At 69.5% G+C, this 16,463-nt stretch carries 11 protein-coding genes and 1 tRNA gene; 8 read left to right on the top strand and 4 right to left on the bottom strand.

Features of this window, described 5'->3' with window-relative positions; genetic code table 11:
• Positions 1–5: 5 nt before the first annotated feature.
• A complete protein-coding gene (locus ACQP2P_RS36215; protein WP_433608685.1) occupies positions 6–1,277 on the bottom strand; it encodes a sensor domain-containing phosphodiesterase in 1,272 nt (423 codons plus the stop codon).
• Between the two features lie 67 nt (positions 1,278–1,344).
• On the opposite strand from ACQP2P_RS36215, the gene ACQP2P_RS36210 reads away from it, so the two are divergent.
• Positions 1,345–2,160 carry a spermidine synthase gene (locus ACQP2P_RS36210; protein ID WP_433608684.1) on the top strand — a complete coding sequence of 272 codons (816 nt, stop codon included), beginning with the start codon at positions 1,345–1,347 and terminating at the stop codon, positions 2,158–2,160.
• Positions 2,161–3,067: 907 nt separating this feature from the next.
• Here the strand turns inward: ACQP2P_RS36210 and ACQP2P_RS36205 are convergent.
• Positions 3,068–3,144 (bottom strand) — tRNA-Leu (locus ACQP2P_RS36205).
• Between the two features lie 107 nt (positions 3,145–3,251).
• Between ACQP2P_RS36205 and ACQP2P_RS36200 the strand changes: the two genes are divergently transcribed.
• From ACQP2P_RS36200 to ACQP2P_RS36180, 5 genes are all read left to right on the top strand, one after another.
• Complete coding sequence (locus ACQP2P_RS36200) at positions 3,252–3,839, top strand: ANTAR domain-containing response regulator (protein WP_433608682.1); 588 nt, start codon at positions 3,252–3,254, stop codon at positions 3,837–3,839.
• Positions 3,840–3,992: 153 nt separating this feature from the next.
• Entirely contained in the window at positions 3,993–5,282 is a 1,290-nt protein-coding gene (locus ACQP2P_RS36195) for a branched-chain amino acid ABC transporter permease (protein ID WP_433608680.1), read from the top strand.
• Positions 5,283–5,292: 10 nt separating this feature from the next.
• Positions 5,293–6,291 (top strand): branched-chain amino acid ABC transporter permease, encoded by a 999-nt coding sequence (locus tag ACQP2P_RS36190; RefSeq protein WP_433608678.1) that lies wholly within the window; start codon positions 5,293–5,295, stop codon positions 6,289–6,291.
• The gene (locus ACQP2P_RS36185; RefSeq protein WP_433608676.1) at positions 6,281–7,279 is read left to right on the top strand and encodes an ABC transporter ATP-binding protein; all 999 of its coding nucleotides are present in this window, start codon (positions 6,281–6,283) and stop codon (positions 7,277–7,279) included. The genes ACQP2P_RS36190 and ACQP2P_RS36185 overlap by 11 nt, the downstream gene beginning before the upstream one ends.
• A complete protein-coding gene (locus ACQP2P_RS36180) occupies positions 7,276–8,121 on the top strand; it encodes an ABC transporter ATP-binding protein (RefSeq protein ID WP_433608674.1) in 846 nt (281 codons plus the stop codon). Before ACQP2P_RS36185 ends, ACQP2P_RS36180 begins: the two co-directional genes overlap by 4 nt.
• A gap of 431 nt (positions 8,122–8,552) precedes the next feature.
• On the opposite strand, the gene ACQP2P_RS36175 is transcribed toward ACQP2P_RS36180, so the two are convergent.
• A complete protein-coding gene (locus ACQP2P_RS36175; RefSeq protein WP_433608672.1) occupies positions 8,553–9,815 on the bottom strand; it encodes an ABC transporter substrate-binding protein in 1,263 nt (420 codons plus the stop codon).
• Positions 9,816–10,124: 309 nt separating this feature from the next.
• Between ACQP2P_RS36175 and polA the strand changes: the two genes are divergently transcribed.
• Positions 10,125–12,818, top strand: coding sequence for a DNA polymerase I (gene polA / locus ACQP2P_RS36170; protein WP_433608670.1), 2,694 nt, complete (start codon positions 10,125–10,127; stop codon positions 12,816–12,818).
• Between the two features lie 793 nt (positions 12,819–13,611).
• Here the strand turns inward: polA and ACQP2P_RS36165 are convergent.
• Positions 13,612–14,427 carry a class I SAM-dependent methyltransferase gene (locus tag ACQP2P_RS36165; protein ID WP_433608668.1) on the bottom strand — a complete coding sequence of 272 codons (816 nt, stop codon included), beginning with the start codon at positions 14,425–14,427 and terminating at the stop codon, positions 13,612–13,614.
• A 260-nt stretch (positions 14,428–14,687) separates the two neighbouring features.
• Here ACQP2P_RS36165 and rpsA point away from each other — a divergent pair, with 260 nt between their 5' ends.
• Positions 14,688–16,184, top strand: coding sequence for a 30S ribosomal protein S1 (gene rpsA / locus ACQP2P_RS36160; RefSeq protein WP_433608666.1), 1,497 nt, complete (start codon positions 14,688–14,690; stop codon positions 16,182–16,184).
• Positions 16,185–16,463: the final 279 nt, after the last annotated feature.

Genomic DNA, 16,463 nt, shown 5'->3' with positions numbered 1-16,463 from the left:
GACGCCTATGTTGGCACAACCCACTGCAGGAGCGCACGGGCCGCGTCGAGGACCAGATCGCGGTCGTACGTCAGCGCGTAGGTGAACCGCCGCTGCTCCTCGGGGCCGGTGTCGGCCAGGTCCCGGGCCACGAGGGCGCCCGCGAAGTGCGGCCCGACCACGATGACGTTCCACTCGCCGCGCAGCGGGTCGTCGCTCGCCAGCGCGATCCCGCGCACGCCCTCCGCCGGTGTGCTCGGCAGCTCCGTGCCCAGCACCGTGACCAGGGAGGCATCGCGGGCCAGGGTCCGGTAGCGGCGGGCGGTCGCGGGCGTGAAGTGCCGGGCGTCCTGGAACGAGGCCAGCAGCATCGGCGGCTCGGCGGGGTCGTGGGCCCGCGCCTCCAGGTAGTGGCTCAGCGGCAGCAGCATCCGCTTCGTCGCCTCGGCGGTGGGCCGGCGGGCGGCGACGAGCTCGTACGGGGTGCGGCCGCCGGGGGAGGCGGGCGCGACGACGAACGGGACGGTGCCCGATCCGGGGCGGGTGCGCACGTCGTCCGGCAGCGGGCCGGGCCGGGCGAAGAGCCAGCCCTGCCCGAGCGTGGCCCCCATGCCCAGCGCGGCGTCGAGGTGCTCGCGGGACTCCACCCCCTCGGCCAGCAGTGCGGCGCCCGCGCGCTCGGCGTAGGCGACGACGGCGTTGACCACCCGGGCCTCGGCGGCGCCGGCCGGCCGCTGGGTCAGGTGCTGGTCGAGCTTGACCACGTCGGGGTGAACGAACGGCATCACCGACAGCGACGCCGGCTCCGCGCCCACGTCGTCCAGGGCCACGCCCCAGCCCGCCCCGCGGCACGCCTCGGCCGCGGTGAGCAGCGCCGACGGGTCGTGGCCGATGGCCCGCTCGGTCATCTCGACCACCACCCGCAGCCGCAGCTGGGCGTCGAGGATCGTCGGGGCCAGGTCGGGCGGGCACGGCACGCCGAGCGCGGCGGGCTCGGCGTTGACGAAGAGCGTGAGCCCGAAGGGCAGGCCGGCGTCGAGGGCGGCGCGGTAGGCGGCGGCCCGGCACACCCAGTCGAGCTCGGCGAGCCGCCCGCGCCCGGCCGCCGCCTCGAACAGCGGCAGCGGCTCCTCCCAGGGGGTGCCGGCCGGGCCGCGGGTCAGCGCCTCGTAGCCGACGACCTCGTGCCGGCGGCGGTTCCAGGCGTCGAGTCGCACAATGGGCTGGAAGACAGTGGTGACCGCGCGGGCGTCGATGACGTCGTCGACCGTGCGGATGACGGTGGTGCGGCCCTCCATGTCCGCAGATTCGGCCGGTCCTGCCCTCAGCTGAGGGTTTCGCACCTGCACGGTAGGTTGTGCCCCAATGGGAAGCTGGCGGGAGATCGTCGACGGAATCGCCGAGAACGGGGAGTTCGGCGCGGCCCGCCTGGTCCGCGACCCCCGGCGCAAGGGCGGCTGGACGCTCCTCGTGGAGGAGGTGCAGCAGTCGTACGTCGATGTGCGCGACCCGACCCACCTGTACTTCGAGTACACCCGCCGCCTCGGCTCGGTCGTCGACGCCGCGTTCCCGGAGGGCGAGCCGATCCGCGTGCTGCACCTCGGCGGCGGCGCGTTCACGATGCCGCGCTACGTCGCCGCGACCCGCCCGGGCTCCCCGCAGCTCGTGATCGAGCGCGACCGCCGCCTGGCCGCGTTCGTCCAGCGCATCCTGCCCCTGCCCGAGGACGCCTCGATCGACCTGCTCTTCGGCGACGCCCGCGCGAGCGTCGCCGACCTCGAACCCGGCGCCTGGGACCTGATCATCGGCGACGTCTACGACGCCGCCCAGATGCCCGAGAGCGTCTCCGACGTCGGCTTCGCGGCCTCGGTGGCGCGCCTGCTCGCCCCCGGCGGCGTGTACGCCCTCAACGTCGCCGACCTCGCCCCGCTCAACTTCTCCCGGGGCCAGGCCGCGACCCTGCGCACCGCGTTCGCCGACGTGTGCCTGATCGTGCGGCCGGAGCTGCTGCGGGGGCGCCGCTTCGGCAACGTGGTCTTCGCGGCGGCGCTGGAGGCGGAGCGGCTGCCGGTGCAGCGGCTGGCGGCGATCGCGGGCCGGGATCGGCAACCGGCGCAGGTCGTGACGGGGGCGGCCCTGGACCTGCTGACCGAGGGCGCCGAGCCGGTGCACCTCGACTAGCGCCCCTCGGTCGCGTCCGCGCACGGCCGTCGGTCGCGTCTGCGGACGGCCGTCGGTCGCGTCCGCGCACGGCCGTCGGTCGCGTCTGCGGACGGCCGTCGGTCGCGTCTGCGGACGGCCGTCGGTCGCGTCTGCGCACGGCCCGCGGTCGCCTTCCCGCACGGCCCGGGGTCGCGTCTGCGCACGGCCCGCGGTGGCGTCTGCGCACGGCCCGCGGTCGCCTTCCCGCACGGCCCGGGGTCGCGTCTGCGCACGGCTCGCGGTCGCCTTCCCGCACCGCCCTCGGCCGTGCCGCCGCCCCGTTCGCACTCGGGTTTCTGCACCCCTTGCAGTCGCGGCTCTGCACCGCCCTCACGATCTCCGCGCAGTCCGCGCTCGTCTCTCTGCACCGCCCTTACGATCGGCGCAGTCCGCGCTCGTCTCTCTGCACCGCCCTCACTCGCACTTCGCCGGCGTGCAGCCGATTGCAGGGGGCCGATCGGGAGGAGTCGCCGCCCGAAGCCGTCGTCGGCGCCTTGTGCGCCGCGCAAGAGTCTCGACCACACCGGGGGCGAGGCCCTTGCTCCGAAGCGTGGCTGTCTGCTCCGAAGCGTGGCTGTCCGCTCCGAAGCGTGGCTGTCCGCTCCGCCTGCGTGGCTGTTCGCACCGACTGCGTGGCTGTCCCCCCAACAGCGTGGCTGTATGCTCCGGCAGCGTGGCTGCTGCGCCCGATTTTTACCCCGACGTGCGAAATATCCGACATGTGGCGTGCGTGCTAGGGTCGCGGTGGAGATGGGCGAAGTGTGTCCTGAGTGCTCGTTCAGGCCCGCGGGATCGACGGAACGCGAATCGCGTCGCGCGAGCCGTGGTTGTTACGCAGGTCGTATGGTGTCCGGCGTCACGTTCTCGTGGGGCTTGTGTGCCGGTTTGGTGCCCCGGGTGGGATTCGAACCCACACTGTCGGAGGTTTGAGCTCCGTTCCTCTGCCGATTGGGATACCGGGACGAGTACGCCGCACTAGGGTACCCACTACTCTGATCGCGACGGTAACCGCCGTCGAACGCGTCGGATCGGATCGGGAGAGGCTTGTGGCCGAGGCACAGAGCCGTCGGGTGCTCATCGCGGAAGACGAGGCGCTCATCCGCCTCGACCTGCGCGAGATGCTCGTGGAGGAGGGCTACGACGTCGTCGGTGAGGCCGGCGACGGCGAGACGGCTGTCCGGCTCGCCGAGGAGCTCAAGCCCGACCTGGTGATCCTGGACATCAAGATGCCCATCATGGACGGGCTGGCGGCGGCCGAGAAGATCGCCGGCGGGCGGATCGCGCCGGTCGTCATCCTCACGGCGTTCAGCCAGCGCGACCTCGTGGAGCGGGCGCGCGCGGCGGGTGCGATGGCCTACCTGGTGAAGCCGTTCCAGAAGAGTGACCTGGTGCCGGCGGTGGAGATCGCCGTGTCGCGGTACTCGGAGCTGGCGGTGCTCGAGTCCGAGGTGGCCACGCTCACCGAGCGGCTCGAGACGCGCAAGGTCGTCGAGCGCGCCAAGGGCCAGCTCATGGCGACGTACGGCATGAACGAGCCGCAGGCCTTCAAATGGATCCAGCGCACCGCGATGGACCACCGCATGACGATGCGGGAAGTCGCCGATCGCATCATCGCGGAGACCGCCGGCGGAAACAGCACTGTAACCGCCGAGTCCTGACCTTTTACCTGCGCACGGCATGTTTGGTGGCAGCTTGCTCGACATCGAATAACGGCTTGATAACGGCGCGCAAATGCCTTGTACCCCGGGCTATGATCCGCCAGTCCCGAGGGTCGGGATGCACCGTGAGTCACCGTTATTCGAGGAGCACCATTGCGTAGAGCCGTGATCATGCTCACGGCCTTCCTGGCCTGCGTGATGCTCTCCTTCGGCGTCGGCGCTACAAGCGCCTGGGCCGAGGGGGAAGCGTTGCAGGGAACGCTGAAGAACGGCGACGCACCCGTCGCCGGGGTCAAGATCAGTGCGTTCACCCAGGACGGCGCGTCCGTCGGCGTAGCAACCTCAGACGCTCAGGGCAAGTGGACCATCGCCGTCCCCGGCCCCGGCCAGTACCGGGTCGACCTCGACGTGTCCTCGCTCCCGTCCGGTCTGACCTTGACCAACAACCGCCCGAGCCTGACGCCGACCGTGGCCGACGGGCAGGCACGCAACGTGCTGTTCCCGCTCGGCGCCGCGGGCGCCGCCGGCCAGAACAACCCGGGTGCCCCCAAGGCGCCGTCGAGCTTCGACCGCTACGCGGACCTGCTCTACACCGGCATCCACTTCGCGCTCATCATCGCGCTGGCCGCGCTCGGCGTCTCGCTGATCTTCGGCACCACCGGCCTGACCAACTTCGCCCATGGCGAGCTGGTCACCTTCGGCGCGCTGATGACCTTCCTGTTCAACGTGACCATCGGGCTGCCGCTGATCCTGTCCGGGCTCATCGCGGTCGTGATCGGTGCGGTGGCCGGCTACACCCAGGACCGGGTGTTCTGGGGCTGGCTGCGCCGGCGCCGGACCAACATGGTGACCACGATGATCATCTCGATCGGTCTGTCCCTCGCCCTGCGGTACATCTTCCTGTACTTCTTCGGCGGCGAGGCCAAGTCCTTCGGGGAGTACAACGGCCAGCCCGGCCACCAGTACGGGCCGTTCACGATCGCGCCGAAGAACCTCGTCTGCGACGTGATCGCCATCCTGGCCATCGTGGGCGTGTCCTGGGCGCTGCTCGGCACGCGGCTGGGCAAGGCGACCCGCGCGGTCGCCGACAACCCGGCCCTCGCCGCGGCCTCCGGCATCAACGTGGACCGCATCATCCGGCTGGTCTGGACGCTCGGCGGCGGCCTGGCCGCCCTGTCCGGCGTGCTGCTGGGGACCTACCAGAACGTCGGCTACCAGATGGGCTTCCAGATCCTGCTGCTGGTCTTCGCGGCCGTCACGCTCGGCGGCTTCGGCACGGCCTGGGGCGCCCTGGTGGGTAGCCTCGTCATCGGCCTGTTCGTGCAGCTGTCGACGCTGTGGATTCCGTCCGAGCTCAAGACCGTTGGCGCGCTCGCCGTACTGATCGTGATCCTGCTCTTCCGGCCGCAGGGCATCCTCGGCCGCCGGACCCGGATCGGCTGAGGGGGACACGATGAACTGGCACTCCATCTTCAGCGTCTCGCTGGAAGCAATCATCGGGTCCACCACTATTGCTTACGCGCTCGCGGCCATCGGCCTCAACGTCCACTTCGGCTACACTGGCCTGCTCAACTTCGGGCAGTCGGCGTTCCTGGGCGTCGGGGCCTACGGCATCGCGATCACGGTCTCCACGTTCGGCCTGCCGTTCTTCCTCGGCGTCGCGATCGGCCTGGCCGCCGCGATCATCCTGGCGCTGCTGCTCGGTATCCCCACGCTGCGGCTGCGCGCGGACTACCTCGCCATCGTCACGATCGCCGCGGCCGAGATCATCCGCCTCCTCTACCGGGCCACCGGCCTGCGCAAGTGGACCGGCGCCTCGGACGGCCTGCAGAACTTCTCGCAGCAGTTCTACGACCTGAGCCCGTGGCAGGGCAGCAGCGGCGTCAACATCGCCGACCTCATCACGTTCACCGACCGTGAGCTGTGGGTGCTGGTTGTCGGCTGGGGCCTGGTGCTGCTGGCCTGCCTGGTCGTCTGGCTGCTGATGAAGAGCCCGTGGGGCCGCGTACTCAAGGCCATCCGCGAGGACGAGGACGCGGTGCGCAGCCTCGGCAAGAACGTCTTCTCCTACAAGATGCAGTCGCTGGTCCTCGGCGGCGTCATCGGCTCGCTCGGCGGCTTCGTCTTCGCCCTCGACCGGGCCGCGGTGCAGCCGGACACGTACGGCACGGAGTTCACGTTCTTCGCCTACACGATCGTCATCCTCGGCGGCGCGGCGCGGGTCTTCGGCCCCGTCATCGGCGCGTCGATCTTCTGGGTGCTGCTCGTCTTCATCGACTCGACGCTGTCCGAGGCGATCAACCACAAGGACATCCCGTCGTGGCTGATCAGCACCAACCAGGCCGGATCGGTGCGGTTCATCCTGGTCGGCATCGGCCTGATCCTGCTGCTGATCTACCGGCCGCAGGGCATCTTCGGCGACAAGAGGGAGGTCATGCTCGATGTCCGCTGAGCCCCTGCAGGCAACCGGCACCGCCAAGGAGCGGGCGACGGCGGCCCTGGCCGGCGTCGCGTGCGAGCCGGGCGTGCCCAAGCCCGACCCGATCCTCGTCGCCGACGGCGTCGTGCGCCGCTTCGGCGGCCTCACCGCCGTCGACGTCAAGCACGCCGAGGTGCAGCGCGGTTCGATCACCGCGCTCATCGGGCCCAACGGCGCCGGCAAGACGACGTTCTTCAACCTGCTCACCGGCTTCGACGCGCCGGACGAGGGGTCCTGGACGTTCAATGGCAAGAGCCTTTCCGGGGTACCGGCACACAAGGTCGCCCGCTCCGGCATGGTCCGCACCTTCCAGCTGACCAAGGCGCTGTCCAAGCTCACCGTCATGGACAACATGCGGCTGGGCGCCACCGGGCAGAAGGGCGAGGGCTTCTGGCGCGCCCTCATCCCGGGCATCTGGAAGCAGCAGGAGGAGGAGATCACCGCCCGCGCGGAGGATCTGCTCACCCGCTTCAAGCTCATCGCCAAGAAGGACGACTTCGCCGGCAGCCTCTCCGGTGGCCAGCGCAAGCTGCTGGAGATGGCGCGGGCCCTCATGGTGCAGCCCGACATGGTCATGCTCGACGAGCCGATGGCCGGCGTGAACCCGGCCCTGACGCAGTCGCTGCTCGGCCACGTCAAGCAGCTGCGCGAGGACGGCATGACGGTGCTGTTCGTCGAGCACGACATGGACATGGTCCACGACATCAGCGACTGGATCATCGTCATGGGGCAGGGCGGCGTGATCGCCGAGGGCACCCCGGACAAGGTCATGGCCGACCCGCGGGTGATCGACGCCTACCTGGGCGCCCACCACGACGGCGCGGTCAAGACCGTCGGCGGCGAGGAGGTCGACGCCGGCGAGCTCGCCGAGGGCGGCGACGTGGCCCTGATCCCGGCCGCCGACGAGCTCGAGCGGGAGCAGTCGCAGGCCGACGGCTCCGACGGAAAGGACCGATCGTGACCGTCTCTCCCGAACTGCCCGACGACACCGCGCTGCCCGACGACACGGAGTTGCCCGACGAGACCGCGGCGGCGGCCAGCAACGAGATCGTCGACCGTTCCGAGCACCTGAGCAAGGCCGAGGGCGCGATCCTGCGGGCCGACGACGTCGTCGCCGGATACCTGCCCGGCGTCAACATCCTCAACGGCGCCGACCTCTACGTGCACGACGGCGAGCTCGTGGGCATCATCGGCCCGAACGGCGCCGGCAAGTCCACGCTGCTCAAGGCGATGTTCGGGCTGGTGAACATCCGCTCCGGCGCGGTCACGCTGCGCGGGGAGAACATCACCAACTTCAAGGCGCACGCGCTGGTCGAGCGGGGCATCGGCTTCGTGCCGCAGACGAACAACGTCTTCGCGGCGCTGACCATCGAGGAGAACCTGCAGATGGGCACGTTCCTGCGCCCCAAGCGGTTCAAGGAGCGCTTCGAGTTCGTCACCCAGCTCTTCCCGACCCTGGCCGAGCGGCGCAAGCAGCGGGCCGGCCTCATGTCGGGCGGCGAGCGGCAGATGGTGGCGATGGCCCGGGCGCTCATGATGGAGCCCAGCGTGCTGCTGCTGGACGAGCCGTCGGCCGGTCTGTCGCCGGCGCTGCAGGACGAGGTGTTCTTCCGGACCAAGCAGATCAACTCGACCGGCGTGACGGTCGTGATGGTCGAGCAGAACGCGCGGCGGTGCCTGCAGATCTGCGACCGCGGCTACGTGCTCGACCAGGGCCGCAACGCCTACACCGCGTCGGGACAGGGCCTGATCAACGACCCGCGGGTCATCGAGCTGTACCTCGGGACGCTCGCCCGGGCCTGAACCGTCGTTTTCGCACCGCGGAAATCCCGCGCCTCCCACGGGGGCGCGGGATTTTTTCGGCCCCGCATCCGGCTCGCTTTCGTTCCCGATTTCACGACGTTTTTACCGGCGCCCGCTTGCGTAATGCGATATTTACGATGACCTTGATAAGCCGGTTATTGTTCCGCCCGCGGAACGGTGATTTTCCGTGGTCATATCGGGGCCGTCGGGCCCGGCGTTCCGTCCTTGGCCCCCGGACCTGGCTAGGGCGGTCCCCCTCGGCCGAAGGCCCTCCGGGACCGCCCTTTTGTCTGGCGGGAGCAACGGTCTGTGACTGACGCGGCCCGAGCCATACGCTTTTGTGGCTTTTCGCTGGTTTATCGGGAACTGCGCGCGGGCGCACGAAAAGGCCCCCGCCGCTCGCGCGACGGGGGCCTTCGGAGCCGTCAGACTCAGATCTTGCCGGTCTGGTACTTCACGTCCGGGAGGAGCTTGTTGTCCGGGCCGTAGGTGTAGACACCGATGGTGGCCTCGGCCGGGTCACCGGCGTCGTTGAAGGAGATCGGGCCGGAGAGGCCGTCGTAGTCGATGTCCTTCTTGGCCTTGATCAGGTCGACGCACTGCTTGTAGGTGGTGCACTTCTCGCCGCCCTTGGAGACGGTGGTGAGGTGCTTGGCGATCTCGGCCGGGCTGTCGCTGCCGGCCTCCTCGGCGGCCAGGGCCGCGAGGATGGTCGCGTCGTAGGACTCAACGGCGTAGTTGAAGTCCTTCAGGTCCTTGTTCGCGGCGAGGAGGCGCTGCTTGAAGTCGGCCTTGGCCTCGGCGCCGGGCTGGGTGCCCTTGTAGCCGGTCAGCGTGCCGGCCGGGAAGTCCTTCGAGTAGTCGGCGACGTTGCCGTCCACGAAGTACCACTTCTTGCTCTTCAGGCCCTGCTCGACCAGCTTGGGGACGATCTTCTTGGTCTCGTCGAAGCCGATGATCGCGATCGCGTCCGGGTTGGCCGCCTTGATCTGGCTGACCTCACCGCTGAAGTCCGCGGCCTTCGGGTCGTAGGTCACCGACGCGACGACCTTGCCGCCGCCGCCCTCGATCTGCTTCTTGGCGTTCTCGGCGAGGCCGGTGCCGTAGGAGTCGTTGAGGACCAGCATGCCGACGTTCGCGTTGCCGTCCTGGAGGATCAGGTCGCCCAGCACGCGGCCCTGGAGGGTGTCCGGGGGCGCGGTGCGGAAGTAGAGGCCGTGGTCGTTGTAGGTGGTGAACGCCGTCGAGGTGTTCGCCGGCGAGATCTCCACGACCCCGGCGCCCGTGATCTTGTCGATGACGGACAGCGAGACGGAGGACGACGCGGCGCCGATGATGACGTCGGTCTTGTCCGTGAGCAGCTTGTTCACCGACTGAGTGGCGATGTCCGTGGAGGTGTCGCCCGAGTCCATGTGGGTGATCTGCACCGGCTTGCCGAGCACGCCGCCGTTGTCGTTGATCTCCTTGATGGCCACGTCGACGCCGGCGAACTCCGGCGGGCCGAGGAAGGCCAGAGAGCCGGTCTGCGGCAGGATCGTGCCGATCTTGAGCACACCGTCACCGGCCGCGGCGGCGCCGCCGCTGGTGGCGCCCGTCGAGGGACTGTCGGCCTTGTTGTCACCACACGCGCTGAGCGCCAGGCAGGCGGCGCTCAGCACGGCGACGGAGCGCCATCCGAGATTGGGGCGGATCATCACCTGTCTCCTTTTTAACAGCGCGGTAGGCGTGGTTGCGCCTAGATGCCAAGACGCTGATGAGGGCTCAACCTAATGACAGTGCCCCCGCCGCACTAGGCCTTCGGCCCAACACGCCCAAGGAAGTTGCGCAGTCGTAATCTTCCTGTTCGCAACCGCAACGCGAATCGCTTTGTCCGGGGTTTTCGTTCCGGCGTTCCGGCAAGGCTTCCCGGCAAGCGCGCCCGGCGGGTGAATCGGACATTCGGCGTGAAACGCCCCGAGGGGCTGGGCGGTTTTTTGTCATACCCCACGACTAGGCTCGGTGGTGTGACGGGTTCGACTGACTCCAGGCTGTTGCTGCTCGACGGGCACTCGCTCGCCTACCGGGCGTTCTTCGCCCTGCCCGCGGAGAACTTCTCCACGGCGACGGGCCAGGTGACCAACGCCGTCTTCGGCTTCACGTCGATGCTGATCAACATGCTGCGGGACGAGCAGCCCACGCACATCGCGGTGGCGTTCGACGTGTCGCGCCAGACGTTCCGGCTGGAGAAATACGCGGAGTACAAGGCCAACCGCTCAGCGTCCAAGCCCGAGTTCTCCGGCCAGGTGAACCTCATCAAGGAGGTCCTCAACGCGCTGCGCATCCCGTTCGTGGAGAAGCCGGGCTACGAGGCCGACGACGTGATCGCCACGCTCGCCCGGCAGGCCAGCGAGCAGGGCCTGCCGACCTCGATCATCACCGGCGACCGCGACGCGTTCCAGCTCGTCAGCGACAACGTCACCGTGCTCTACCTCAAGCGCGGCGTCACCGAGATGGACCGCATGACCCCGGCGCGGGTCGAGGAGAAATACGGGATCCCGCCGTCGCAGTACCGGGACAAGGCCGCGCTCGTGGGCGAGGACAGCGACAACCTCTCCGGGGTGCCCGGGGTCGGCGACAAGACCGCGGCCAAGTGGATCGTGCAGTTCGGCGGCCTCGACGGGATCATCGCGCGGGTCGACGAGATCAAGGGCAAGGCCGGCGAGAACGTGCGGGCCCACCTCGCCGACGTCATGCGCAACTACGAGCTCAACCACCTCGTCGACCACTTGGAGCTGCCGCTGGCGCCCGAGGACCTGCGCTGGCGGGGCTGGGACCGCGAGGCCGTGCACCAGATCTTCGACTCGCTGGAGTTCCGGGTGCTGCGGGACCGGCTGTATCAGTACCTCGACGCGGTCGAGCCCGAGGCCGAGTCCGGCTTCGACCTCGAGGGCGAGGTGCTGCGCGGCGGCGTCGGCGCCTGGCTCGAGCGGCACGCCCCGGCCGGGGTGCGCACCGGCGTCGCCGTCGCCGGCAAGTTCGGCCGCGGCACCGGCTCGCTCACCGGCATCGGGCTCGCCGTCGCCGGCGGCCCCGCGGCCTGGTTCGACCCGACCGAGCTCGACGCGGCCGACGACGCCGCGGTCGGCGCGTGGCTCGCCGCCGCCGACCGGCCCAAGGTCGTGCACGACGTGAAGCCCGCCCGCCTCGCGTTGCAGGCCCGCGGCTGGGGCGAGCTGGCCGGCGTGGTGAGCGACACCGCGCTCGAGGCCTACCTCGCCCGGCCGGACCAGCGCTCCTACGACCTCAACGACCTCGCCCTGCGCTATCTCAAGCGCGAGCTGCGCGTCGACGCCCCCGAGAGCGGGCAGCTGACCCTGGAGGGCCTCGGCGGCAACACCGGCGAGGCCGAGGAGAATCTCATGCTCCGGGCCCGGGCCACCCTCGACCTCGCCGAGGCGATCGGCGAGGAGCTGCGCCGCGACGGCGGCTCCTCGGCCCGCCTGCTGGCCGAGGTCGAGCTGCCGCTCGTCTACGTGCTCGCCGAGATGGAGCGGGCCGGGATCGCGGCCGACACCGAATACCTCAGCGAGCTCGAGGCGCAGTTCGCCGGCGGGGTGAAGGGCGCCGCCCAGGCCGCCTACGGCGTGATCGGGCGGGAGTTCAACCTGGGCTCGCCCAAGCAGCTGCAGGAGATCCTGTTCAACGAGCTCGGGCTGCCCAAGACGAAGAAGATCAAGACGGGGTATACGACCGACGCCGACGCGCTGCAGAGCCTGTTCGCCCAGACCGAGCACCCGCTCCTGGAGCACCTGCTGCGCCACCGCGACGTCGCCAAGCTCAAGACCACCGTCGACGGGCTGCTCAAGTCGATCAGCGACGACGGTCGCATCCACACGACCTACTACCAGACCGTCGCGGCCACCGGTCGCCTCTCCAGCACCGACCCCAACCTGCAGAACATCCCGATCCGCACCGAGGAGGGCCGGCGCATCCGCCGCGCCTTCGTCGTGGGCGAGGGCTTCGAGACGCTGCTGACCGCGGACTACAGCCAGATCGAGATGCGCATCATGGCGCACCTGTCCAAGGACGCCGCGCTCATCGAGGCGTTCAACTCCGGCTTCGACTTCCACGCCGCGACCGCGTCCTCGGTCTTCTCCGTGCCCGTCGCCGAGGTCGTGCCCGACCAGCGCCGCAAGATCAAGGCGATGAACTACGGCCTCGCCTACGGCCTGTCCTCCTACGGGCTCGGCACCCAGCTCGGCATCACGCCGGCCGAGGCGACGGTGCTCATGGAGGAATACTTCGCCACGTTCGGCGGGGTCCGCGACTACCTGCGCTCGATCGTCGCGCAGGCCCGCCGGGACGGATACACGGAGACGGTGCTGGGCCGCCGCCGCTACCTGCCCGATCTCAACAGCGACAACCGCCAGCGCCGCGAGATGGCCGAGCGCATGGCGCTCAACGCCCCGATTCAGGGCTCGGCCGCGGACATCATCAAGGTCGCGATGCTGCGCGTGGACGAGGCCCTGCGCACGTCCGGCCTGCGCTCGAGGATGCTCCTGCAGGTCCACGACGAGCTGGTGTTCGAGGTGGCCGCGGGGGAGCGCGAGCCGCTGGAGGCCCTCGTGCGCGAGGCGATGGGCGGCGCCTATCCGCTCGACGTGCCACTCGGCGTCTCGGTCGGCATCGGCTCCGACTGGAACGCCGCCGACCACTGAGTCCGAGCCTTGCTGCGCTCCTGGGTGCCGGGCCGCCTTGCCCCTCGGCCCGCCTCCCAGCCGCAGGGCCGCGCGGTCCGTCTCTGTACGCCGCAGTGTCCGTCCGACACTGCGGCGCACTCGGCTGCGTGTGGTTCATGTGCGCCGTCCGAACGCTCCGGCGCCGCCTCACTCCGTTGTGATCGGGCCGCGGCGTTCGTCTGACGCTGCGGTGCACTCGGCTGCGTGGTTCGGTGTGCGCCGCCCGCAACGCTCCGGCGCCGCCGCCCGCACTCCGCTGTGATCGGACCGGGGCGTTCGTCTGACGCTGCGGTGCACTCGGCTGCGTGGTTCGGTGTGCGCCGCCCGCAACGCTCCGGCGCCGCCGCTCGCACTCCGCTGTGATCGGACCGGGGCGTTCGTCTGGCACTGCGGCGTGATCGGCCGGGCGCGGTTGCTATGCGCCCTCCGACCGAGCCGGGGGTTCGCCGTTGCCGCGGCCCATCTGCGCCTGAAATCCTTTTGCGGAGGCTTTCCTATGCTGAGGGTTTTGCCGGGGCTGCGCGACTTGCGTGGCTTGCGAGGTTAGCCGGAGTTGCGGGGTTCCCGGGGCTGTAAAGCTTGCTTCGGGCCGTAAAGCTTGCTCCGGGCGCAGGGCTTGTCGCGGGTCGCGAAATTTGCCCCCGACTGGCGGGGTTGGCCCGAATCGCGGGGTTTGCCGCGGATCGTGGGTTTGCTCCGGGTCGTGAGGTTGTCCCGGGTCGTGGGGTTTGCCGAAAAGTCGGGCGCTTCGCGCCGCGACTTTTCGGACATTTCATGATTTCGTGGGCTTCGTCGCTATGAAGATCGCCGTGCCGGGGAAGATCCGTCCCCGCAGCGGGCTCCACTGGCCCCAGGTCTTGTCGTGGTCGTGCGGCCATTCCGGTTCGATCAGGTCATTCAGGACGAACCCGGCGGTCACCAGTTCCCGGATGCGGTCGCCCAGGGTCCGGTGCTGCTCCACATAGGTCGGGACGTGTCGTTCGTCCTCCTCAACGTACGCGCGGCGGTCGAAGTACGAGTGCACGGCGACCAGGCCGCCCTCACCCGGGTCGTCTAGGAAGACCCAGCGCATCGGGTGGGTGATCGAGAAGGCCCAGCGGCCGCCGGGGCGCAGGACGCGGTACACCTCGCGCATCACGCGGGACGAGTCCGCCACGAAGGGGACGGCGCCGAAGGCCGTGCACACGATGTCGAATGCGCCCTCGGCGAACGGCAGCGCGGTGGCGTCGGCCTGCAGGAGTGGGACGTGTACGCCCGATCGGGTGGCTCCGGCGGCCGCGTGGCGAAGCATGCCGGCGGAGAGGTCGGACGCGACGACCTCGGCCCCCTGGGTCTTCAGCCAGCGCGAGCAGGAGGCCGCTCCGCAGCCGATCTCGAGGACTTTCCGGCCCCTGACGTCGCCGAGCAGGCGCGCGTCGGCCTCGCGCAGGCCCTCGGGGCACCACACGAAGTCGGCGTCGCCCAGGAAGGAACCATGTTCCGCCTGGTAGTCGTCGGCGTCGGCGTCCCACCAGCGCCGGCTCGCCCTCCGGCTCTCGGCGGGGCTCACGGCGCGTCGTGTGACGCCTGCGTCAGGTGACGATTCCATGGGGAGCAACGGTAGGCCCTGCGAAACTCGGCAGATCGGGTATGGGGGAGGGTTGGACCATGTGGTATGGCGCAGGGTAGGCTGATCGGTGCACTCGTGGGTTTGTGCGCCTCGGCATGGAGCAGGCTCACGGTCGCCGAACACATCCTGAGCTTCCAATGCACTGATCCTGCACTGCGACAGGCCGGTTGTGCCCGACGACGGGTCCGCGGGAGCGCGCAGGTTCACCAGGTAATCCACCGACCGGAGCAACAGCCCACATGACGAGCAGCATCGAGGCCACCTCGAGCGCCAGCAGCAACAAGGTCACCATCGACGACCTCGGTTCCGAGGAGGCGTTCCTCGCCGCGATCGATGAGACCATCAAGTACTTCAATGACGGCGACATCGTCGAAGGCACCGTCGTCAAGGTCGACCGGGACGAGGTCCTGCTCGACATCGGCTACAAGACCGAGGGTGTCATCCCCTCGCGCGAGCTGTCGATCAAGCACGATGTCGACCCTGCTGAGGTCGTGTCGGTCGGTGACCACATCGAGGCCCTCGTTCTCCAGAAGGAGGACAAGGAAGGCCGTCTGATCCTGTCGAAGAAGCGTGCGCAGTACGAGCGCGCTTGGGGCACGATCGAGAAGATCAAGGAGGACGACGGCGTCGTCCGCGGCTCCGTCATCGAGGTCGTCAAGGGTGGTCTCATCCTCGACATCGGCCTGCGCGGCTTCCTGCCGGCCTCCCTCGTCGAGATGCGCCGGGTGCGCGACCTGCAGCCGTATGTCGGCCGGGAGCTCGAGGCCAAGATCATCGAGCTGGACAAGAACCGCAACAACGTGGTGCTGTCCCGCCGGGCCTACCTCGAGCAGACCCAGTCCGAGGTCCGGACCGAGTTCCTGCACAAGCTGCAGAAGGGCCAGGTCCGCAAGGGCGTCGTGTCCTCGATCGTCAACTTCGGTGCCTTCGTCGACCTCGGTGGTGTCGACGGTCTGGTCCACGTCTCCGAGCTGTCCTGGAAGCACATCGATCACCCGTCCGAGGTGGTCGAGGTCGGCCAGGAGGTGGAGGTCGAGGTCCTCGACGTCGATCTGGACCGCGAGCGCGTCTCCCTGTCGCTGAAGGCGACCCAGGAGGACCCGTGGCGTCAGTTCGCCCGCACCCACGCGATCCAGCAGATTGTGCCGGGTAAGGTCACCAAGCTCGTCCCGTTCGGTGCGTTCGTCCGCGTGGACGACGGCATCGAGGGCCTGGTGCACATCTCCGAGCTGGCCGAGCGCCACGTGGAGATCCCGGAGCAGGTCGTGCAGGTCGGCTCGGACGTCATGGTCAAGGTCATCGACATCGACCTCGAGCGTCGCCGGATCTCGCTGTCGCTCAAGCAGGCCAACGAGGGCTTCGTCGAGGGCGAGGAGCACTTCGACCCGACCCTCTACGGCATGTCGGCGACCTACGACGAGCAGGGCAACTACATCTACCCGGAGGGCTTCGACCCGGAGACCGCCGAGTGGATGCCGGGCTTCGAGAAGCAGCGCGAGGCGTGGGAGCAGCAGTACGCCGAGGCGCGTCAGCGCTGGGAGGCCCACACCAAGCAGGTCCAGACGGCCCGCCAGGCCGACGCGACCGCCGAGCCGGCCGCGGCCGCCCCGCAGGGTGGCTCGGTCTCCTCGTCGACGCCGACCGCGACCCGCGCGCCGGAGGAGCCCTCGGGCACCCTGGCCACGGACGAGGCCCTGGCCGCCCTGCGCGAGAAGCTCGCCGGCGGCAAGAGCTGACCCGCAGCAAGCCCTAGCAACACCGAGAAGCCCCGGCTCCTGCAGAGGAGCCGGGGCTTTCCCGTTTCCAGCGCTACGAATACCTCGATGTCGGCCTTATCGCCCGACGGGGCATAAATCCGAAAAGTCGCGGCGCGAAGCGCCCGACTTTTCGCTGCACACGTCGCCCGGGACTCAGAGAGACATGGGCTCGGCCGTGGACCGTCAAGGGCGACCTGAGCGCCGCTCGGATCGTCGCCGGGCGGTGTTGTTGCACACGTTGCCCGGGGATCCAGAGGG

It is taken from the genome of Dactylosporangium sp. CA-139114 (genome assembly GCF_050955725.1).
Taxonomy (GTDB): Bacteria; Actinomycetota; Actinomycetes; order Mycobacteriales; family Micromonosporaceae; genus Dactylosporangium.
The sequence above is the reverse complement of the archived record's forward strand: the minus strand, read 5'-3'. Positions and strand labels throughout refer to the sequence as shown.